The organism is Streptomyces sp. R302 (assembly GCF_012927245.1).
In the GTDB taxonomy this organism is placed as follows: Bacteria; Actinomycetota; Actinomycetes; order Streptomycetales; family Streptomycetaceae; genus Streptomyces.
The window spans coordinates 940,325-959,916 of sequence record NZ_JABBGE010000001.1 but is presented as its reverse complement, the minus strand read 5'-3'; the positions used below and the strand labels follow the sequence as shown (position 1 = coordinate 959,916).

18 protein-coding genes are annotated in these 19,592 nt (G+C 72.1%); 8 read left to right on the top strand and 10 right to left on the bottom strand.

Annotated features, from left to right (window positions below):
- The first annotated feature begins 52 nt into the window (after positions 1-52).
- The 3 genes from pknB (at position 53) to HHL19_RS04410 (ending at position 3,390) form a co-directional block, all read left to right on the top strand.
- Positions 53-1,987, top strand: coding sequence for a Stk1 family PASTA domain-containing Ser/Thr kinase (gene pknB / locus HHL19_RS04420; protein ID WP_346768248.1), 1,935 nt, complete (start codon positions 53-55; stop codon positions 1,985-1,987).
- A 6-nt stretch (positions 1,988-1,993) separates the two neighbouring features.
- The gene (locus HHL19_RS04415) at positions 1,994-2,845 is read left to right on the top strand and encodes a deoxyribonuclease IV (RefSeq protein ID WP_169085655.1); all 852 of its coding nucleotides are present in this window, start codon (positions 1,994-1,996) and stop codon (positions 2,843-2,845) included.
- Positions 2,846-2,940: 95 nt separating this feature from the next.
- Entirely contained in the window at positions 2,941-3,390 is a 450-nt protein-coding gene (locus HHL19_RS04410) for a DUF4396 domain-containing protein (RefSeq protein WP_169085652.1), read from the top strand.
- Between the two features lie 28 nt (positions 3,391-3,418).
- Here HHL19_RS04410 and HHL19_RS04405 read toward each other — a convergent pair whose 3' ends face one another.
- Positions 3,419-4,063: a sulfite oxidase-like oxidoreductase gene (locus tag HHL19_RS04405; protein WP_169085651.1), complete on the bottom strand. Its 645-nt coding sequence runs from the start codon at positions 4,061-4,063 to the stop codon at positions 3,419-3,421.
- A gap of 181 nt (positions 4,064-4,244) precedes the next feature.
- Here HHL19_RS04405 and bfr point away from each other — a divergent pair, with 181 nt between their 5' ends.
- On the top strand, positions 4,245-4,721 hold the full coding sequence (gene bfr, locus HHL19_RS04400; RefSeq protein ID WP_169085649.1) for a bacterioferritin: 477 nt from the start codon (positions 4,245-4,247) through the stop codon (positions 4,719-4,721).
- Here the strand turns inward: bfr and HHL19_RS04395 are convergent.
- Both HHL19_RS04395 and HHL19_RS04390 read right to left on the bottom strand, forming a co-directional pair.
- Entirely contained in the window at positions 4,718-4,966 is a 249-nt protein-coding gene (locus HHL19_RS04395) for a (2Fe-2S)-binding protein (RefSeq protein WP_169085647.1), read from the bottom strand. The two genes, bfr and HHL19_RS04395, sit on opposite strands and share 4 nt — an antisense overlap.
- Before the next feature lie 122 nt (positions 4,967-5,088).
- On the bottom strand, positions 5,089-6,435 hold the full coding sequence (locus HHL19_RS04390) for a 3-deoxy-7-phosphoheptulonate synthase class II (protein WP_169086307.1): 1,347 nt from the start codon (positions 6,433-6,435) through the stop codon (positions 5,089-5,091).
- A 180-nt stretch (positions 6,436-6,615) separates the two neighbouring features.
- On the opposite strand from HHL19_RS04390, the gene HHL19_RS04385 reads away from it, so the two are divergent.
- Together HHL19_RS04385 and HHL19_RS04375 are read left to right on the top strand one after the other, a co-directional pair.
- Complete coding sequence (locus tag HHL19_RS04385) at positions 6,616-9,396, top strand: N-acetylmuramoyl-L-alanine amidase (protein WP_346768247.1); 2,781 nt, start codon at positions 6,616-6,618, stop codon at positions 9,394-9,396.
- A 259-nt stretch (positions 9,397-9,655) separates the two neighbouring features.
- The gene (locus HHL19_RS04375; RefSeq protein ID WP_169085641.1) at positions 9,656-11,530 is read left to right on the top strand and encodes an anthranilate synthase family protein; all 1,875 of its coding nucleotides are present in this window, start codon (positions 9,656-9,658) and stop codon (positions 11,528-11,530) included.
- A 203-nt stretch (positions 11,531-11,733) separates the two neighbouring features.
- Here the strand turns inward: HHL19_RS04375 and HHL19_RS04370 are convergent, their stop codons facing one another.
- The 4 genes from HHL19_RS04370 to HHL19_RS04355 all read right to left on the bottom strand — a co-directional run bounded on the left by HHL19_RS04370 (position 11,734) and on the right by HHL19_RS04355 (position 15,527).
- On the bottom strand, positions 11,734-12,732 hold the full coding sequence (locus tag HHL19_RS04370) for a 2-hydroxyacid dehydrogenase (RefSeq protein WP_169085639.1): 999 nt from the start codon (positions 12,730-12,732) through the stop codon (positions 11,734-11,736).
- Positions 12,733-12,811: 79 nt separating this feature from the next.
- Positions 12,812-13,459: a response regulator transcription factor gene (locus HHL19_RS04365; RefSeq protein ID WP_169086305.1), complete on the bottom strand. Its 648-nt coding sequence runs from the start codon at positions 13,457-13,459 to the stop codon at positions 12,812-12,814.
- Between the two features lie 53 nt (positions 13,460-13,512).
- Positions 13,513-14,742: a DUF5931 domain-containing protein gene (locus tag HHL19_RS04360; RefSeq protein WP_169085637.1), complete on the bottom strand. Its 1,230-nt coding sequence runs from the start codon at positions 14,740-14,742 to the stop codon at positions 13,513-13,515.
- A gap of 38 nt (positions 14,743-14,780) precedes the next feature.
- Positions 14,781-15,527, bottom strand: coding sequence for a lysophospholipid acyltransferase family protein (locus HHL19_RS04355; RefSeq protein ID WP_240981389.1), 747 nt, complete (start codon positions 15,525-15,527; stop codon positions 14,781-14,783).
- Positions 15,528-15,703: 176 nt separating this feature from the next.
- On the opposite strand from HHL19_RS04355, the gene HHL19_RS04350 reads away from it, so the two are divergent.
- Entirely contained in the window at positions 15,704-16,486 is a 783-nt protein-coding gene (locus HHL19_RS04350) for an alpha/beta fold hydrolase (protein ID WP_169085635.1), read from the top strand.
- Positions 16,479-17,174 (top strand): hypothetical protein, encoded by a 696-nt coding sequence (locus tag HHL19_RS04345; protein WP_169085633.1) that lies wholly within the window; start codon positions 16,479-16,481, stop codon positions 17,172-17,174. The genes HHL19_RS04350 and HHL19_RS04345 overlap by 8 nt, the downstream gene beginning before the upstream one ends.
- A gap of 34 nt (positions 17,175-17,208) precedes the next feature.
- On the opposite strand, the gene HHL19_RS04340 is transcribed toward HHL19_RS04345, so the two are convergent.
- The 3 genes from HHL19_RS04340 to HHL19_RS04330 all read right to left on the bottom strand — a co-directional run bounded on the left by HHL19_RS04340 (position 17,209) and on the right by HHL19_RS04330 (position 19,563).
- A complete protein-coding gene (locus HHL19_RS04340) occupies positions 17,209-17,964 on the bottom strand; it encodes an endonuclease/exonuclease/phosphatase family protein (RefSeq protein ID WP_169085632.1) in 756 nt (251 codons plus the stop codon).
- A gap of 75 nt (positions 17,965-18,039) precedes the next feature.
- On the bottom strand, positions 18,040-18,981 hold the full coding sequence (locus HHL19_RS04335; RefSeq protein WP_169085630.1) for an ROK family glucokinase: 942 nt from the start codon (positions 18,979-18,981) through the stop codon (positions 18,040-18,042).
- 66 nt (positions 18,982-19,047) lie between these two features.
- Complete coding sequence (locus tag HHL19_RS04330; protein ID WP_169085628.1) at positions 19,048-19,563, bottom strand: DUF5304 domain-containing protein; 516 nt, start codon at positions 19,561-19,563, stop codon at positions 19,048-19,050.
- Between the last annotated feature and the right edge of the window lie 29 nt (positions 19,564-19,592).

Below are 19,592 nucleotides of genomic sequence, written 5' to 3'. Positions count from 1 at the left end.
GTTCGGCACCGGAGGGCGAGGCGGGTCCGTACCGGCTCGTAGACTCGACGCCGTGGACACGACCCTTCAGGACCCCCTCGTCGGGCGGCTGCTCGACGGCCGCTACCGCGTCGACGCGCGCATCGCCGTCGGCGGGATGGCCACGGTCTACCGGGCCGTCGACACCCGCCTCGACCGCGTCCTCGCGCTCAAGGTGATGCATCCCGCCCTGGCGGCCGACGCGGCCTTCGTGGAGCGGTTCATCCGCGAGGCGAAGTCCGTCGCCCGCCTCGCGCACCCGAACGTGGTCGCCGTCTTCGACCAGGGCGCCGAGGGCGCGTACGTCTACCTGGCGATGGAGTACGTCTCCGGCTGCACCCTCCGGGACGTGCTCCGCGAGCGCGGCGCCCTCCAGCCCCGCGCCGCCCTGGACATCCTGGAGCCGGTCCTCGCCGCGCTGGGCGCCGCGCACCGGGCCGGGTTCGTGCACCGGGACATGAAGCCGGAGAACGTGCTGATAGGGGACGACGGCCGGGTCAAGGTCGCCGACTTCGGCCTTGTCCGGTCCGTCGGCTCGGCGACCGCCACCACCGGCGCGGTCCTCGGCACCGTCTCGTACCTCGCCCCCGAGCAGATCGAGCACGGCACCGCCGACACCCGGGCCGACGTGTACGCCTGCGGCGTCGTCCTGTACGAGATGCTGACCGGCGGCAAGCCGCACTCCGGCGACACCCCCGCCCAGGTCCTCTACCAGCACCTGAACACCGACGTGCCGGCCCCGTCCGCCGCCGTCCCCGGCCTGCCGCTCGGACTCGACGAGCTGGTCGCCGCCGCGACCGCCCGCAACCCCGAGGTCCGGCCGCACGATGCCGTGGCGCTGCTCGCCCTGCTCCGGGAGGCGCGGGCCGCGCTCACCGACGAGCAGCTCGACGCGCTGCCGCCGCGGGCGAGGACCGAGCAGCGGGACACCGGCGAGGACCGCACCAGCGTGATCGCCCGCCCGGTGCCCGCGCCGGAGGCCGCCGACCCGCACGCCGACCCGCACGCCGTCCAGCACACCAGCCGCCTCGCCACGCCCGAGCCCCCGCAGGCCGGGCCCCGCCGCCGCGTCCGCCGCCCGGCGCCGCGCGGCCCGCTCCTGATCGTCCTCGGCGTGCTGCTGGCCCTGGGCCTCGGCGGCGGCGTCTGGTACATCAACGCCGGCCAGTTCACCCGCGTCCCCGCCGTCCTCGGCCAGACCGAGCAGGCGGCGACCGAGCGGCTCGCCGACGCCGGCCTGGAGCTGGGCACGACGAAGCGCGCCTTCAGCGACGTGTACGAGCGCGGCACCGTGATGGCCGTCCACCCCGCGCCCGGCGAGCGGGTCCGCAGCCACGCCACCGTCACCCTCACCCTCTCCCGGGGCCCGGAGATCGTGAAGGTCCCCAACCTCAGGAACAAGCCGCTCGACGAGGCCAGGCGGATCCTCACCGAGCAGGGCCTCGCGCCCGGCGTGGTCACCTCCGCCTTCAGCACGACCGTCGCCCAGGGCTCGGTGATCGGCTCCGACCCGGAGCCGGGCACCGAGCGGGCCCCGGACTCGGCCGTGGCCCTCGTGGTCAGCAAGGGCGCACCGGTCGACGTCCCGGACGTGACCGGCGAGACCGTCGCCGACGCCACCGCCACCCTCCGGGAGGCCGGTCTCGAGGTCTCCGTCGCGCCGGAGCGGGTGCACTCCCCCGAGGACGCCGGTTCGGTCGCCGCCCAGTCCCTCGCCGAGGGCAGCCGGGCCGCGAAGGGCGACGCCGTCACCCTGACCGTCTCCAAGGGCCCGCGCCCGGTCGAGGTGCCGGACGTCGTCGGCCTGTCGACCGGCGAGGCCCGCGAGAAGCTGGAGGCGGCCGGCTTCGAGGTGAAGGTGGAGAAGAGCTTCCCCTTCCTCGGCGACGAGGTCACGGGCCAGTCCGTCGAGGGCGGGACGACCGCCCCTGAGGGCTCCACCGTCGCCATCACGATCAAGGGAATCTGAGAGAACATGCGCAACCCCGTCGGCGGCCACGTCCCCGTGGCCGGCGGTCTCGCCACGACCGGCCTCGGCTACGCCCGCGAGCTCGGCGCCGAGACCGTCCAGGTCTTCGTCGCCAACCCGCGCGGCTGGGCCACCCCGGCCGGCAACCCCGCCCAGGACGAGCGGTTCCGGGAGGAGTGCGCCGACGGGTCGATCACGGCCTGGGTGCACGCCCCCTATCTGATCAACTTCGGCTCCCACACCGAGGCCACCGTCGAGAAGTCCGTGGAGTCGCTCCGGCACTCGCTGCGGCGCGGCCGGGAGATCGGCGCGAAGGGCGTGGTCGTGCACACCGGCTCGGCGACCGGGGGCCGCCCGCGGGAGGAGGCGCTGGCACAGGTACGGGAGCGGATGCTGCCGCTGCTCGACGAGCTGACCCACGAGGACGACCCGTACCTCCTCCTGGAGTCCACCGCGGGCCAGGGCTTCTCGCTCTGCTCCAAGGCGGAGGACTTCGGCCCGTACTTCGACGCCCTCGACCACCACCCCAAGCTGGGGATCTGCCTCGACACCTGCCACATCTTCGCGGCCGGCCACGACCTGACCGCGCCGGGCGGGGCCGTACGCACCCTGGACGAGCTGGTCGCCACGGTCGGCGAGGGCCGGCTCCGGCTGATCCACGCCAACGACTCGAAGGACGTCGTCGGCGCGCACAAGGACCGGCACGCCAACATCGGCGTCGGCCACATCGGCGAGGAGGCGTTCCGGCAGCTGCTGCGCCACCCGGCCACCGACGGCGTGCCGTTGATCATCGAGACCCCGGGCGGCAAGGAAGGTCACGTCGCCGACATCGAGCTGCTGAAGAAGCTCCGAGGATGATCGGCTTCTGATCGCTTCCGATTGAACAGTACCCCGAGGGGGTATGCGGTTCCCTGAGGAAGCAGGAACCGCATACCCGAGGTTGGGGGACCCCCATGGAGCACGAGACGACGTCCTGGGGCATGGCGGCCAAGGCGACCCTCCACTGCCTCACCGGCTGCGCCGTCGGCGAGGTCCTCGGCATGATCATCGGAACCGCGCTCGGCTGGGGCAACGCGCCGACGATGCTCCTCGCGATCGCCCTGGCGTTCCTCTTCGGCTACTCGCTCACCCTGTGGGCCGTGAAGCGGGCCGGCCTGACCCTGAGGGCCGCCGTCGGCGTCGCGCTCGCCGCCGACACCGTCTCCATCCTCGTCATGGAGATCGTCGACAACGGCGTACTGCTCGTGGTCCCCGGCGCGATGGACGCGCACCTGTCGGACGCGCTCTTCTGGGGCGCCCTCGCCTTCGCGTTCCTCGTCGCCTTCCTGGTCACCACCCCGGTCAACAAGTGGATGATCGGCCGCGGCAAGGGCCACGCGGTGGTCCACCAGTACCACCACTGACGGAGCCGTACGCGACGGCCCGGGGCCGCTACAGCTCCGGGCCGTCGCCCGGTCCCTCCTGGTACGAGTAGCGCTGCTCGGTCCACGGGTCGCCGATGTTGTGGTAGCCGCGCTCCTCCCAGAAGCCCCGGCGGTCGGCCGTCATGTACTCCACGCCCCGGACCCACTTGGGGCCCTTCCACGCGTACAGGTGCGGCACGACGAGCCGCAGCGGGAAGCCGTGCTCGGCGGTGAGCAGCTCGCCGTCCTTGTGGGTGGCGAAGATGGTGCCCTCGGCGGCGAAGTCGGCGAGCCGCATGTTGGCGCTGTAGCCGTACTCGGCCCAGACCATCACATGGGTGACGTGCGGCGCGGGCGGCGCGAGCTCCAGGACCGTCCGGGCGGCGACCCCGCCCCACTCGGCGCCGAGCATGCTGAACTTGGTGACGCAGTGCAGGTCGGCGGTGACCGTGGAGAACGGCAGGGCCGAGAACTCCTCGTGGTTCCAGCAGCGCTTGTCGCCGTCGGCGGTCGCGCCGAAGACGCGGAACTCCCAGCGCTCCGGCTTGAACTTGGGCACGGGCCCGTAATGGGTGACCGGCCAGCCGCGCTGGAGCCGCTGCCCCGGCGGAAGCTCGGGCGACATCTCCGGCATCCCCACGTCCCGGTGTACCCCGCTCTCCGGCTGAACCATGTCCTCCATGGTGTCAGACGGCGAGGGGTGGTCATGACCAGCCACCCACCCGGACGCACCCATTCGGGCAAGTCCTACTAAGCCTCCACTTACTGGACGCCCCCCATTCGGAGTGCGAGGATGCGGCCATCCTGCCCTGTGAGGGGTCGGACACATACCGTGACGGAAGGAACCTGGAGCGATGCAGGGCGACCCCGAGGTCCTGGAGTTTCTGAACGAGCAGCTGACCGGCGAGCTCACGGCCATCAACCAGTACTGGCTGCACTACCGCATCCAGGACAACAAGGGCTGGACGAAGCTCGCGAAGTACACCCGCGAAGAGTCCATCGACGAGATGAAGCACGCGGACAAGCTGACCGAGCGCATCCTCATGCTCGACGGCCTGCCCAACTACCAGCGACTCTTCCACGTGCGCGTCGGCCAGACCATCACCGAGATGTTCCAGGCGGACCGCCAGGTCGAGGTGGAGGCGATCGACCGCCTCAAGCGGGGCGTCGAGGTCATGCGCGCCAAGGGCGACATCACCTCGGCCAACCTCTTCGAGGAGATCCTCGCGGACGAGGAGCACCACATCGACTACCTGGACACCCAGCTGGAGTTGATCGAGTCGCTGGGCGAGGCGCTCTACCTCTCGACGCTCATCGAGCAGCCGAGCTAAGCCGCCTCGGACAGGTCGGCGCCCGCCTCCGACGCGAGGGCCGGCATGCCCTGGTCGAGGAGTTCGCGGCGCGGGCAGTTCCCCCGCCCGAGAATGGCCTGAATGCGGCGGACGCACGAACCGCAGTCCGTGCCCGCCTTGCAGGCGGAGGCGATCTGGCGGGGGGTGCAGGCGCCGGCCTCCGCGTGGTCCTTCACCTGCTTCTCCGTGACACCGAAGCATGAGCAGACGTACACGCGGATCACCTCCCGTCGAGATCGATTAGGCTAACCTAACCTTACCCGGCGGGCGGGGAGCGTAAAAGCCTTCCCTACGACGATGGGGCGTGGATCACAAGGATCCACGCCCCATCGTCGTAGGAAGCTACTTACTGATCGCGGTACATCTCGGCCACGAGGAACGCGAGGTCGAGCGACTGGCTCCGGTTGAGGCGCGGGTCGCAGGCCGTCTCGTAGCGCTGGTGCAGGTCGTCGACGAAGATCTCGTCGCCGCCGCCCACGCACTCGGTGACGTCGTCACCGGTGAGCTCGACGTGGATGCCGCCCGGGTGGGTGCCCAGCGCCTTGTGGACCTCGAAGAAGCCCTTGACCTCGTCGAGCACGTCGTCGAAGCGGCGGGTCTTGTGGCCCGAGGCCGCCTCGAAGGTGTTGCCGTGCATCGGGTCGGTCACCCAGGCGACGGTGGCGCCCGAGGCGGTGACCTTCTCGACCAGCTCGGGGAGCTTGTCCCGGACCTTGTCGGCGCCCATGCGGACGATGAAGGTCAGCCGGCCCGGCTCGCGGTCCGGGTCGAGGCGCTCGATGTACGTCAGCGCCTCCTCCGGGGTCGTCGTCGGGCCCAGCTTGATGCCGATCGGGTTCGCGATCCGCGAGGCGAACTCGATGTGGGCGTGGTCCAGCTGGCGGGTGCGCTCGCCGATCCAGACCATGTGGCCGGAGGTGTCGTACAGCTTGCCGGTCCGGGAGTCCGTACGCGTGAGGGCGCCCTCGTAGTCGAGGAGCAGCGCCTCGTGCGAGGAGTAGAACTCCACCGCCTTGAACTCGGCCGGGTCGGTGCCGCAGGCCTTCATGAAGTTCAGCGCGTTGTCGATCTCGCGCGCCAGCTGCTCGTAGCGCTGGCCCGAGGGGGACGACTTCACGAAGTCCTGGTTCCAGGCGTGCACCTGGCGCAGGTCGGCGTAGCCGCCGGTGGTGAAGGCGCGGACCAGGTTGAGCGTGGAGGCGGAGGCGTTGTACATCCGCTTGAGGCGCTCGGGGTCCGGGACGCGGGCCTTCTCGTTGAAGTCGAAGCCGTTGACGGAGTCGCCCCGGTAGGTGGGGAGCGTCACGCCGTCACGGGTCTCGGTGCCCTTGGAGCGGGGCTTGGAGTACTGCCCGGCGATGCGGCCCACCTTCACGACGGGCACGGAGGCCGCGTACGTGAGGACGGCGCTCATCTGGAGCAGGGTCTTCAGCTTGGCCCGGATGTGGTCGGCGGACACCGCGTCGAACGCCTCGGCACAGTCGCCGCCCTGGAGGAGGAACGCCTCGCCACGGGCGACGGCTCCCATCCGGGCGCGCAGCTGGTCGCACTCGCCGGCGAAGACGAGCGGAGGATACGACTCGAGGTCCGCGATCACATCGCGCAGAGCCTCGGCATCGGGGTACTCGGGCTGCTGCGCCGCGGGCAGGTCTCGCCAGGTCGCCTTGGCGACGGCGTGGGATTCGGCGTTCACGGTCACACGGACACAGTACGGGGTTCTTCGTCCGGTCCTGTCCCCTGACCAATGACTGAGACGCGTGCCCGGAATGTCTGGACGCGATCTTCACGCCTTCGAGTGGTGTTACCCTCACCCCCGTTTAGCAAACGAGCAAAGCTGTTCGCCACATACATAGCTGACGACACAGGGGTGGGCGTGACCCAGAGGCACCGCAGGGATCGCAAGAAGAAACGACTCTTGTACGGAGCGGCGGCCGCGGTCGTCGCCACCGCCACGATCGGCACCCTCGCGGTCGCCTCGCCGAGCCTCCTCGGCGCGACCGGCGACGCGAAGCCCGGCGGCGACCCCTCCCTCCAGGAACAGTTCGCTGCGGCGGCGGAGGAGTTCGACGTCCCGCAGAGCGTGCTGATGGCGGTGTCGTACAACCAGACACGCTGGGAGTCGCACGACGGCGAGCCGAGCGTGACCGGCGCGTACAACGTCATGGGTCTGACGAAGGTCGACCCGGAGGACGTGGCGCAGGAGGTCACCGACGAGCAGATCGAGCACTTCAACGGCTCGGGCCGGCCGGAGATCGAGAAGGACTTCGACCGCGAGGAGGTCCGCCGGATCCTGGAGAAGGCGCTCGTCGACACCGACGACCCGGCCCTCCACACCCTGGACAAGGCCGCCGGGCTGATCGACAGCTCCACCGAGTCCGTCCAGAACGACACCGCCGCCTCCATCCGGGCCGGCGCCGCACTCCTCGCCGACTACCAGAAGCAGGCCGGCGCCGAGCTGTCCGAGGACGCCGGTGACTGGTACCCGGCCGTGGCCCGCTACGGCCAGTCCTCCGACCGGAAGGGCGCCGACCTCTTCGCGAAGCGCGTCTTCGAGTCGATCAAGAAGGGGGAGCGGGAGCTCACCGCCGAGGGCGAGCAGGTCGCGCTGCCTGCCGAGCCCGACGTCAAGCCGGTCAAGCCGGCGAACGTGCCCCTGGCGGCCAGCTTCGCGAGCACGGCGGAGACCGCGCTCCCCGAGTGCCCCGCCGGCCTGAACTGCAACGTCAAGCTGAGCGTCCCCGACTCCCAGGGGCGGAAGAACTACACCGCGGGTGACCGCCCCAACCAGGGCGTCGACATCCGCCAGATCGTCATCCACGACACCGAGGGCCCCTACCAGGGGTCGCTCGACACGCTCACGAGCCCGACGGGCAAGGGCAGCGCCCACTACCTGATCAAGGCCTCGGACGGCCTGGTCACCCAGATCCTCGAGAACAAGAACCTCGCGTGGCACGCGGGCAACTGGACCCACAACATGCACGCGATCGGCGTGGAGCACGAGGGCTACGCCATCAAGGAGGGCAGCTGGTACACCGAGCCCCAGTACCGCTCCTCCGCCGCGCTGGTGAAGTTCCTGGCGGACAAGTACGGCGTGCCGATCGACCGCGAGCACATCATCGGCCACGACGAGGTCGCGCTCCAGACGGACGACCGCGTCGGCTTCCTCCACTGGGACGGCGGCCCGTACTGGGACTGGAACCACTACATGTCCCTCCTGGGCGCCCCGCAGGGTGACAAGGGCGCGGGCGGCCTGCTCCGGGCCGGCCAGACGGTCCGGGTGGTCCAGCCGTTCACCACGGCCAACCAGCCGAAGCTGACCGTCGGCGGCACGGCCGTCCCGGCGCGGCCGTCCAACTTCGGCTACCTGTACACGTCGAACTCGACGAGCGCGGCGACGCTGAAGGACCCGTACTTCACCTCGCTGTGGTCCGAGGGCTCCAACTACGGCAACAAGGTCCGCGCCGGCGGCCTCTACGTCGTCGCCGACGTCAGGACCAACTGGACGGCGATCTGGTACGCGGGCGAGAAGGCCTGGTTCTACAACCCCGGCGGCCAGTACACCGTGCCGGTGGACGCCACCACCGTGAAGCTCAAGTCCGGTCTGGCCTCCACCAAGGTCTTCGGCCGCTCCTTCCCGGAGACCGCCGCCTACACCGCGGCCGGTCTGGAGAACCCGGGCGACGAGAACGACCCGCTGTCGAAGTTCACGTTCGAATCCGACGAGGCGTACGTGAAGGCCGGCCCGGCCGTGAAGGGCGACGACTGGTTCGGCTCCGCCCAGAAGAACGTCATCGGCTCCACGATGTTCGTGCCGATCCGCTTCCACCACAAGATCGTCTGGGTGAAGCAGAGCGACATCGTCGAGGCGCCCGGCGCCGCCCCCGTCTCCACCACGGACCGCTACAACGCCATCGCCCGCGACTCCGCCGGTGTCCTCTGGCAGTACCAGGGCTCCGGGAACCCGGCCGCGCCGTTCCTGACCAAGTACAAGGTCGGCGGCGGGTGGCAGGTCTACAACGCCATCTCGCCGATGTCGTTCCTGCGGGCCGACGGGACCGGGGACGCGGTGGCCCGGGACAAGGACGGCGTCCTCTGGTACTACAAGGGCTCCGGCAACCCGAACGCGCCCTTCAAGGCGCGGCAGCGGGTCGGCGGCGGCTGGCAGGTCTACAACAAGCTCCTCGGTGTGGGCGACATGAACGCCGACGGCAGGCCCGACCTGATTGCCCGCGACGCCTCCGGCGTGCTGTGGCTGTACAAGAACACGGGCGCCTCCCCGAACCCGTTCGCGACCCGCGTCAAGGTCGGCGGCGGCTGGCAGGTCTACAACGAGCTGATCAGCACCGGCGACATGACCGGTGACGGCAGGCCCGAGCTGATCGCCCGCGACAAGACCGGCGTCCTGTGGCTGTACAAGAACACGGGCGGTTCCCCGAACCCGTACGCCACCCGCGTCAAGGTCGGCGGCGGCTGGCAGGTCTACAACGTGATGGTCGGCCCCGGCGACCTCAACAAGGACGGCAAGGCCGACCTGATCGCCCGTGACGCATCCGGCGTGCTGTGGTTCTACAAGAACACCGGCGGCTACCCCAACCCCTACGCCCCCAAGGCGCAGGTCGGCGGTGGCTGGCAGGTGTACAACCTGATCGTCTGATCCGGTCGTCTCCGTCGAACGGGGCCCGTTCCGCGCCTTCCGGGGTGTGGAACGGGCCCCGTTCCCGTGTCCGCCTGGGTTACAGTGCTCGCATGTACGCGCCTTCGCACCAGAACTGGTGGTGGACCGTCCCTCCGGCGGCCCACTGACTGCGCGTATCCGAAATCCACGCGAAGGCCGCCCGAGGGGCGGCCTTTCTCGTTCCCGCGAGGCCGTTCCTCTCCGCTCTCCGTACTCCGACCGGAAGGAACCCGCTGCCATGGACGTCGACCTCTCCCGACTCCTCTCCGACTCCGCCCCGCCGTTCGCCCTGCTGCGCCGCCGCACCCCGGGCCGTGACCACGACACCGTCGAGGTGCTGATCGGCGCCGTCCACGAGGCCGAGCGGCTGGCCGACCTTCCGGTGTGCGAGCGTCCTGCGCTCGCGCTGGTGCCGTTCCGGCAGATCCGGGAGCGCGGGTTCGACGTGCGGGACGACGGGACGCCGCTGTCGGTGCTCGTCGCCGAGGAGGCGTACGAGCTGCCGCTCGACGCCGTGCTCGACGCGCTGCCCGCGCACCGGGTCGACGTCTCCGGCGGGGGCTTCGACGTCTCCGACGAGGAGTACGCGGACATCGTGCGGCGGGTGATCGAGGAGGAGATCGGGGGCGGCGAGGGCGCGAACTTCGTCATCCGGCGGACGTACACCGGGGAGATCGAGGGCTTCGGGCGGGCCGACGCGCTGGCGCTCTTCCGGCGGCTCCTCGCGGGCGAGCGGGGCGCGTACTGGACCTTCGTCGTGCACACCGGGGAGCGGTGCCTGGTCGGGGCCAGCCCCGAGGTGCACGTGCGGATGGCGGGCGGGACCGTGGTCATGAACCCGATCAGCGGCACGTACCGGTACCCGGACGGGGGCGCGCCGACCGCCGAGGGGCTGCTCTCCTTCCTCGCCGACCGCAAGGAGACCGAGGAGCTCTCCATGGTGGTCGACGAGGAGCTGAAGATGATGTGCACGGTCGGGGACATGGGCGGGGTGGTGATCGGGCCCCGGCTGAAGGAGATGGCGCACCTCGCGCACACCGAGTACGAGCTCCGCGGCCGGTCCTCGCTGGACGTGCGGGAGGTGCTGCGGGAGACGATGTTCGCGGCGACCGTGACGGGCTCCCCGGTGCAGAACGCCTGCCGGGTGATCGAGCGTCACGAGGCCGGCGGGCGCGGCTACTACGCGGGGGCGCTCGCGCTGCTCGGCACGGACGCGAACGGGGCGCAGACGCTGGACTCGCCCATCCTGATCCGTACCGCCGACATCGCGGCCGACGGGCGGCTGCGGGTGCCCGTGGGGGCGACCCTGGTGCGGCACTCGGACCCGGCGGGCGAGGTCGCGGAGACCCACGCGAAGGCGGCGGCGGTCCTGGCGGCGCTCGGGGTGCGGGAGGGGCGGCCCGCGGAGGTCTCCCCCGCCCGGCCGCGGCTGGCGGACGATCCGCGGGTGCGGGCCGCGCTGGACGCCCGGCGGGCGGACCTGGCGCCGTTCTGGCTGCGGATGCAGACGCGGTCCGCGGAGCTGAGCGGCCACGCGCTGGTGGTCGACGCGGAGGACACCTTCACCGCGATGCTGGCGCACCTGCTGCGCTCCTCGGGCCTGGAGGTGTCGGTGCTGCGGTACGACGAGCCGGGGCTGCGGGAGCTGGCGCTCGCCCACGAGGGCCCGGTGGTCCTCGGGCCGGGGCCCGGCGATCCGATGGACGCGGCCGACCCGAAGATGCGCTTCCTGCGCGGGCTCACCGCCGAGCTGCTGCGCGGCCACCGGCACGGCCTCCTCGGCGTGTGCCTGGGGCACGAGCTGATCGCGGCGGAGCTGGGCCTGGACATCGTGCGCAAGCGGGTCCCGTTCCAGGGCGCGCAGGTGCGGATCGGCCTCTTCGGGCAGGAGCGGACGGTCGGCTTCTACAACAGCTTCACGGCGCGCTGCGACGAGCGGGAGGCGACGGAGCTGGCGCTGCACCGGATCGAGGTGAGCCGGGACGCGGAGTCGGGCGAGGTGCACGCCCTGCGCGGGCCGGGCTTCGCCGGCGTGCAGTTCCACCCGGAGTCGGTGCTGACCCTGGAGGGCGCGGCGGTGACGGCCTCGCTGCTGGCCGGGGTGCTGGTCTAGGGCCTGTCCGGCCCTGGGCCGTGTCTTTCGGATCAGGCCGGATCGGCTCGCGGCGTCCGGTGCCGTGCGTCGCAAGGCGGAGGAGGGAGTCCATGCGGTGGGGGCACCTCCCAGCGGTAGCCGGGGGACGTCGGCGACCGACGACAACGCCGCGAGGCGCGGTGCCGGACGCCGCGAGCCCGGCATGATCCGGAAGACACGGCCTAGACGACCCGCGGGACCAGGACGTTCTCGCCGCGCTCTCCGCGGGTGTAGTCGAGGACGTTCCGGACCGTGGTGTCGATGATCTGGCCGACCGCGTCGACGGTGTAGTACGCCTGGTGGCTCGTCACCACCACGTTGGGGAAGGTGACGAGGCGGGCGAGGGTGTCGTCCTCGACGCCCGCGAGGGACTTGTCGAGGAAGAAGAGGCCGGCCTCGGCCTCGTAGACGTCGAGGCCGACGCCGGTGAAGCGGCCGGCGCGGAGCTCGGCGACGAGGGCGTCGGTGTCGACGAGGCCGCCGCGGCTGGAGTTGACCAGGATCGCGTCGTCCTTCATGGAGGAGAGGGCGGCGGCGTCGATGAGGTGGTGGGTGGCGGGCAGCAGCGGCACGTGGAGGCTGACGAGGTCGGCCTCGGCGAGGAGCCGGTCCTTGTCGACGTACTCCATGCCGAGTGCGACGCAGACGGGGTTCTCGGCGACGTCCCAGCCGAGGAGCCGCATGCCGAATCCGTCGGCGATCCGGGCGAAGGCCTCGCCGATCCTGCCGGTGCCGAGGACGCCGGCGGTACGGCCCCGCATGTCGCGGCCCATCAGCCCGTCGAGGCGGAAGTCGAAGTCGCGGGTGCGGTTGGAGGCGCGGACGATCCGCCGGTTGACGGCCATGGCGAGGGTCCAGGCGAACTCGGCGACGGAGTACGGCGAGTAGTGCGAGACCCGGGCGACGGTGAGGCCGAGGCGCTCGGCGACCTCCAGGTCGATGTTGTTGAAGCCGGTGGAGCGCTGGGCGATCATCTGGGTGCCGCCGGCCGCCAGGGTCTGCAGGACCCGGTGGTCGAGGATCGCGTTGACGCTGGTGGAGATGACCTCGTAGCCGGCCGCGATGGGGGCGGTGTCCTCGGTGAGGAAGACGTCGAGGCAGCGGACGTCGTGGTGGCCCGCGAAGGCCTTCTCGATCAGCGGCTTCTCGTCCGCCTGCACGCCGAATGCCAGGATCTCCACGACAGTCCTCCCGCCGAAAGGCCTCGTACGCGCCCGAATATACGGCCGGGTCCGGCGCCCCGCTCGGCCACGCGGCCGATCAGCCCTCGTCGAGACCGCGCTCGATCGCGTACCGGACCAGCTCGACGCGGTTGTGCAGCTGGAGCTTGCCGAGGGTGTTCTGGACGTGGTTCTGCACGGTGCGGTGCGAGATGACGAGCCGCTCGGCGATCTGCTTGTAGCTGAGGCCCTTGGCGACGAGCCGGAGGACCTCGGTCTCGCGGTCGGTGAGGCGCGGCGCCTCGGGCTCCCCGGCGCCCGCGGCCGGCGCGGGCTCGGAGGCGAGGCGGCGGTACTCGCCGAGGACCAGGCCGGCGAGGCCCGGGGTGAAGACGGGGTCGCCGACGGCGGTGCGCCGGACCGCGTCGATGAGCTCCGCGGTGCTGGCCGACTTCAGCAGGTAGCCGGTGGCGCCGGACTTCACGGCCTCCAGGACGTCGGCGTGCTCGCCGCTCGCCGAGAGGACCAGGACCCGCAGGCCGGACAGGGTGCCGACGAGCTCCTTGCAGACCTGGACGCCCGGCTTGGCCGGCAGGTTCAGGTCCAGGACGAGGACGTCGGGGGCGACGGCCGGGGCGCGGCGGACGGCCTGCTCGCCGTCGCCGGCGGTGGCGACCACGTCGAAGCCCGCCTCGGCCAGGTCGCGGGCGACCGCGTCCCGCCACATGGGGTGGTCGTCGACGACCATCACCTTGATGATCCGGTCCTGCTCGGCGGTGTCCGACGGGCTCTGCGCCTCGATCACTTCTCTCCTGCCTTCCCCCGTGCGCCCCGCGCGGGTCGCGGGACCTTCAGTTCCACTTCGGTGCCCTGGCCGGGGACCGAGATCAGCTCGGCCGTGCCGCCCAGGTCGCGCAGACGCCCCCGGATGGAGAGCGCGACGCCCATCCGGCCCTCGCCCTCCGCCTGGGCGAGCCGGCCCTCCGGGATGCCGGGGCCGTCGTCCCTGACGGTGACGATGACCTCGTCGTCCCAGTCCTCGACCAGGATCCACGCGCGCGCGTCCGCGCCCGCGTGCACCCGCACATTGTCCAGGGCGGCGCCGACGGCGGCGGCCAGTTCGCGGGCGGCCGCGGCGGGCAGCGGCACCGGGACCCCGGGGTCGGAGAGGGTGACCAGGGCGCCGGCCCGCGGGGCGAGCAGGGTGCGCAGGTCGACCGGGGTGTCGTCGGCGGGTTCGTCGTCGACCTCGACGACCCGGACGACCGCCCCCTCGGACTCGTCCTCGGAGACGTGGCTGGTACGGGTGAGACCGCCGGCCACCAGGGTCCGCAGCGCGACCTCCTGCTCGCCGGCCATCCGGCCCAGCTCGGCGGCCTCCCCGCCGATCGCGGTGCCGCGCCGCTGCACCATGGCGAGGACCTGGAGGACGCTGTCGTGGATGTCGCGGGCGAGCCGCTCGCGCTCCCGGGTGGCGGCCTCGATCTCCAGGGCGCGGGCGAGGGTGCGCTCGGAGGCGCGGGCGACCTCGACGACGTATCCGATGGCGATGGAGGCCACCCAGACCAGGATCACGTTGTGGACGGTGTCCCGGCTGGGGTGGGCCCGCTCGATGATGTTGGCGACGGCGACGAGGGAGGAGGCGAGACCGGCCCAGCGCCAGCCGCCCTTGATGGCGTAGGCGAGGACCGAGCCGGCCGTCCATATCGTCGGCAGCGTGGGGCCGTCCATGGACTGGGCGTCCGCGTCGGCGAGCGGGGTGAGGAGGATGCCGGTGAGGGCGACGGTGAGGTCGGCGACGAGGAAGCGCTTGGTGCAGCTGGCCGCGTTCGCCACCTTGGGGAGGGTGGCGAGGGTCCAGACGCAGAGCACCGCGAGGTAGGCGACGGCGATCCAGGGCCGCTCGTAGCGGTCCCGGCCGGTGACGAAGATCAGCGCCGCGTAGACCATCGTCAGGACCCGGTAGCCGGTCAGCGCGCGCCACAGCGGCTGCTCCACCGACATGCGCACGACACGCTCGCGCTTGGCCATCTCCCCCCACCCCCCGCAGACGCTCCCCGACGGGAGGGTCAGGCGCCGGACTCTTCCCGTGCGGCGATCTCCGCCTTCACGGCCTCCTTGGCGGCCTTCTCCGCCTCGGCGATCTGCCGCTTGGCGGCCGTCGCGTAGATGTCGACGTACTCCTGCCCGGAGAGCTTCATGATCTCGTACATGACCTCGTCGGTCACCGAGCGGAGGATGAAGCGGTCGCCGTCCATGCCGTGGTAGCGGGAGAAGTCCAGCGGCTCGCCGATCCGGATCCCGGGGCGCATCAGCTTCGGGACGACCTTGCCGGGCGGCTGGATCTTCTCGGTGTCGATCATGGCGACCGGGATCACCGGGGCGCCGGTGGCCAGCGCCACCCGGGCCAGGCCGCCGGGCTTGCCGCGGTAGAGCCGGCCGTCGGGCGAGCGGGTGCCCTCGGGGTAGATGCCGAAGAGGCCACCGCCCTCGATGACCTCGATGCCCGCCTTGATGGCGGCCTCGCCGGCGCCGCGGGCGCCCGAGCGGTCCACCGGGAGCTGGCCGACGCCCTTGAAGAAGGCGGCGGTCAGCCGGCCCTTCACACCGGGCGTGGTGAAGTACTCCGCCTTCGCGATGAAGGTGACCTTGCGGTCCAGGACGGCCGGCAGGAAGAAGGAGTCCGAGAAGGACAGGTGGTTGCTGGCGAGGATCGCGGGGCCCTCGGCGGGAATGTTCTCCAAGCCCTCCACCCAGGGCCGGAAGGCCAGCTTCAGGGAGCCTCCGATGGAGAACTTCATTGCGCCGTAGATCAACTCGCCATGCCTTCCGTGTGCCGTCGTGACGACTTTATCCCGTGCCGACCGGCCGCCCCGGCTGCGGCCCTGGTCGGTGTCGGTCCGGTCGCGTACCGTGAAGGTCCCTTCCCCCATCTCCGCACCGGTTCCGGCGCCCCGGCGCACCGGAGCCGCAGACCGAACAGGAGACCCCGGTGCCGGTCCTTCCCGGAGCCGAGCCGTACCGCCATGAGGGCGGAGAGGTCGGCGTCCTTCTCTGTCACGGATTCACCGGTTCCCCGCAGTCGATGCGCCCGTGGGCCGAGTACCTCGCGGACCGCGGCCTGACGGTGTCCGTGCCGCTGCTGCCCGGACACGGCACGCGCTGGCAGGACATGCAGCTCACCACCTGGCACGACTGGTACGCGGAGGTGGACCGGGCGCTGCGCGAGCTGACTGCCCGCTGCTCCACCGTCTTCGTCTTCGGCCTCTCCATGGGCGGGGCGCTGACCCTGCGGCTGGCCGCGAAGCACGGCGACGCGGTTCGCGGGCTCGTGCTCGTCAACCCCGGCAACAAGGTGCACGGCCTCGCCGCGCACGCCCTTCCGGTGGTGCGGCACCTCGTGCCCACGACGAAGGGCATCGCCAGCGACATCGCGAAGGAGGGCGTGGCCGAGATCGGCTACACCCGGGTGCCGCTGCACGCGGCGTACTCGCTGCGCCAGTTCTTCCGGCTGGTCGACGGCGAGCTGCCGCAGGTCACGCAGCCGCTCCTGCTGCTGCACAGCCCGCAGGACCACGTGGTGCCGCCGGCCGACTCGGCCCGGATCCTCGGCCGGGTCTCCTCCACCGACGTGACAGAGATCCTGCTGGAACAGAGTTACCACGTCGCGACGTTGGACCATGACGCGGAGAGGATCTTCGAGGAGAGTCTGGCGTTCGTCGAGCGTCTCGCCCCGGGACTCGTGGGCGGGAAGGGGAGCAGGAGCGGTGGCTGACCAGCAGGACGGTGGCGAGCGGGAGCCGCAGCCCATCGACGAGGAGGCGGCGTGGGCCGCGATCGTCGCCGGGTACGGCGAGGAGCCCGCGGACCCGCCGGGGACCCGGCCCTTCCGGCCGATCGAGAACCTGCGGCTCCCGGAGCCGGAGGAGCTCGACGCCCGCGAGGCCCGCGAGGCCTCGGCCGCGGGCGCGGACGTGCCGAAGCCGGACAAGACCCGGCGGGAGCCGCCCGCGGTGGAGCCGGAGGACGACGGCGGCGACACCGGGGACGGCCCCGGTGAAGGCCCCGGTGAAGGCCCCGGCGACGGAAAGCCGGCCCTCGGCAGTTCGATCACCTTCGCGCCCGGGGTGCGCCCGAGCGGCGGGCCGCGCGACTACAGCCTGGCCGAGCCCGAGCCCGAGCCGGGCCGCCCCGGGAGCTCGGACGAGGGCCACTTCGTGCCGCCGGAGCCGCCGCCGCTCCCCGAGGCCGACGCCACCACCAAGTTCGCCTGGCTCGCGGTGGTCGGCGGCCCGGTCCTGATGCTCCTCGCGGTTCTCTTCCGCTGGGACATGACCTGGTGGCTCACCACCCTGTGCGTCGGCGGCTTCCTGGGCGGCTTCGTGACCCTGGTGGCCCGGATGAAGGGCGACGACGAGGACGACGACGGCTACGACGACCCGGGCCGCGGCGCGGTGGTCTGAACGGCCCCCGGTCGGACGGGCGCCCGCACGCCGGTCAGGCCTCCGCCGTGAGCCTGACCGCCGCCAGCACCGGAAGGTGATCGGTGGCGGCGGTCAGGTCGGCGGGGTCCAGGTGGGGCGGGACGCCGCAGCCGAGGAACTCGACGCCGTCCGTGGCGAGGATCGCGTCGATGCGCTGGTGCGGGTGCGCGGCGGGGTGGGTGGGTCCGGTGCCTCGCGGGGCCGCCTCCCAGCCGTCGCGGAGCGTCCCCGTGAGGCGGGTGAAGGCCGGGCCGCCGGGGCGTTCGTTGAGGTCGCCGGCGACGATCGTGTACGGGGTGCCCAGGGCGGCGACCCGGTCGAGGACCAGTCCGGCCTGGGCGTACCGCTCGTCCTTCCGCAGGCTCAGGTGGCAGCTGACGAGGCCGAGCCGGGCGGCGCCGAAGCGGACGACGGCGGTGGCGAGGCCGCGGCGGTGCAGGCCGGGGGTGAGCGGCAGCAGCACGTCCTCGGTCCGTTCCACGGTGGCGCGCAGCGAGCAGAGCAGCAGCGGTCCCGCGGCGGTCGCCCCGCCGGAGAGGACGACCAGTCCGCTCTTGGCGGCGAGCCGGGCCGCGTGCTTGCGCCAGCGGAAGAAGCGCGGCGCCTCCTGGACGAGGACGACGTCGGGCGCGCAGGCCCGGATCACCCGGGCGAGGGCGTCCTCGTCGTCGCGCATCGAGCGGATATTGTAGCTGAGGATCCGGACCACGGCGGAGCCGTCCGGCTCGGTACGGGAGGCGGGCAGCGCGCCGGTCGCGTCGAGGGCCATGGCGCCAACATAGGCCGGATGCCCGCCCCGCCCCAGAGGGCGCGGCGGGCATCGACCCGTGCGGAGGCGGCGGGCTCAGCCCTGGCGGGCCAGGTCCGCGGCGCCGACGAGGCCGGCCTTGTTGCCGAGCTGCGCGGCGAGGACCTGCGCGTGCGGGCGGTAGCTGCCGCCGATCAGCCAGCGCCGGAAGGACTTCCGGATCGGGTCGAGCACGAGCTCGCCCTCGTCGGAGACGCCGCCGCCGACGATGAACGCGGACGGGTCGAAGAGCGAGGCGAGGTCGGCGAGACCGGCGCCGGCCCAGCGGGCCAGCTCGCGGAAGGAGTCGACGGCGACGAGGTCGCCGGCGCGGGCGGCCTCGCTGACGTGCTTGCCCTGGATTCCCTCGGGGGTGCCGTCGCCGAGCGAGAGCAGGACCTTCGCGTTCTCGGGGGTGGCGGCGGCGCGCTGCCGGGCGTAGCGGACGAGGGCGCGGCCGGAGGCGTACTGCTCCCAGCAGCCCTGGCTGCCGCAGCCGCAGAGCAGGCCGTCCGGGACGACCCGGATGTGGCCGAACTCGGCGGCGACGCCGAAGCGTCCGCGGCGCAGCTTGTTGCCGATGATGATGCCGCCGCCGAGGCCGGTGCCGAGGGTGATGCAGATGACGTCCTCGTGGCCCTGGCCGGCGCCGAAGCGGTACTCGCCCCAGGCCGCCGCGTTGGCGTCGTTCTCCACCACGACGGGGAGGCCGACGCGCTGTTCGACCTTGTCCTTCAGCGGCTCGTGGCGCCAGTCGATGTTCGGGGCGAAGAGGACGGTGGCCCGCTTGTCGTCGACGTAACCGGCCGCGCCGATGCCGACGGCCTCGATCGGGTGACCTTTGCCGGCCTCGGAGACGGCGGCGCAGATGGCGTCGACGATGCCTTCGGAGGTCGGCGGGGTGGGCACCGTGTGGGTGTCGAGGATGCTGCCCTCCTCGTCGACCACGCCGGCCGCGATCTTCGTGCCGCCGATGTCGACGCCGATGGTGAGTCCCATGTGTCCCTCAGTTTTCGGTCGAGCCCCGCTAGGGCACACCGTACCCGAGGGGAGGCGCCGTACTGATCAGTCCAGGTCGATGGGGCGGCCGGTGGCCGGGCCCTCTCCGCCGTCCTTGCGGTCGTCCCCGTCCTCGCCCTCGGGCGTGCGGCGGGGGTCGTCCTCGTCGAGGTCGGGGCCGGATCCGGGGCCGGAGCCGGGGCCGGGGCCGCGGGTCCAGCGGGTCTCGTGGCTCTCGACGGCCGAGCGGTAGGCGGCGAGGAGTTCGCTGCCGGCGGCGGCGAGGTGGTCGAAGACCTGCGGGTTGCGCTCGATGACCGGCTCGACGGCGGCCTTCGCCTGGTTGACGAGGCCCTTGACGGTCTCGGCCGCCTGGGCGGCGGCCCCCGCGGCCTGTCCGCCGAAGAGCGGGGCGGCGGCGCCGAGTCCGCCGGTGAGCTTCTCGGCGACGGCCTCGAAGAGCTTGCGGAACTCCTCGGCGGGCGAGCCGGGTTCCTCCCCGTGCCGCGCGCGGTGGCGGGCCTTCTCCGCCTCCAGGTCCTCGGCACACGCGTCGGCCCAGGCGTCCGGATCGCTGCTCATGGCGTACTCCTCCGTCGCTTCCCTTCCTT

Bases quoted from the DNA above. Each gene is read 5' to 3' on its own strand.
- HHL19_RS04405 (WP_169085651.1), bottom strand. From the start codon at position 4,063: ATGGTTCAGCCGGAGAGCGGGGTACACCGGGACGTGGGGATGCCGGAG.
- bfr (WP_169085649.1), top strand. From the start codon at position 4,245: ATGCAGGGCGACCCCGAGGTCCTGGAGTTTCTGAACGAGCAGCTGACC.
- HHL19_RS04375 (WP_169085641.1), top strand. From the start codon at position 9,656: ATGGACGTCGACCTCTCCCGACTCCTCTCCGACTCCGCCCCGCCGTTC.
- HHL19_RS04360 (WP_169085637.1), bottom strand. From the start codon at position 14,742: ATGGCCAAGCGCGAGCGTGTCGTGCGCATGTCGGTGGAGCAGCCGCTG.
- HHL19_RS04365 (WP_169086305.1), bottom strand. From the start codon at position 13,459: ATGGTCGTCGACGACCACCCCATGTGGCGGGACGCGGTCGCCCGCGAC.
- HHL19_RS04415 (WP_169085655.1), top strand. From the start codon at position 1,994: ATGCGCAACCCCGTCGGCGGCCACGTCCCCGTGGCCGGCGGTCTCGCC.
- HHL19_RS04330 (WP_169085628.1), bottom strand. From the start codon at position 19,563: ATGAGCAGCGATCCGGACGCCTGGGCCGACGCGTGTGCCGAGGACCTG.
- HHL19_RS04340 (WP_169085632.1), bottom strand. From the start codon at position 17,964: ATGGCCCTCGACGCGACCGGCGCGCTGCCCGCCTCCCGTACCGAGCCG.
- HHL19_RS04335 (WP_169085630.1), bottom strand. From the start codon at position 18,981: ATGGGACTCACCATCGGCGTCGACATCGGCGGCACGAAGATCGCGGCC.
- HHL19_RS04410 (WP_169085652.1), top strand. From the start codon at position 2,941: ATGGAGCACGAGACGACGTCCTGGGGCATGGCGGCCAAGGCGACCCTC.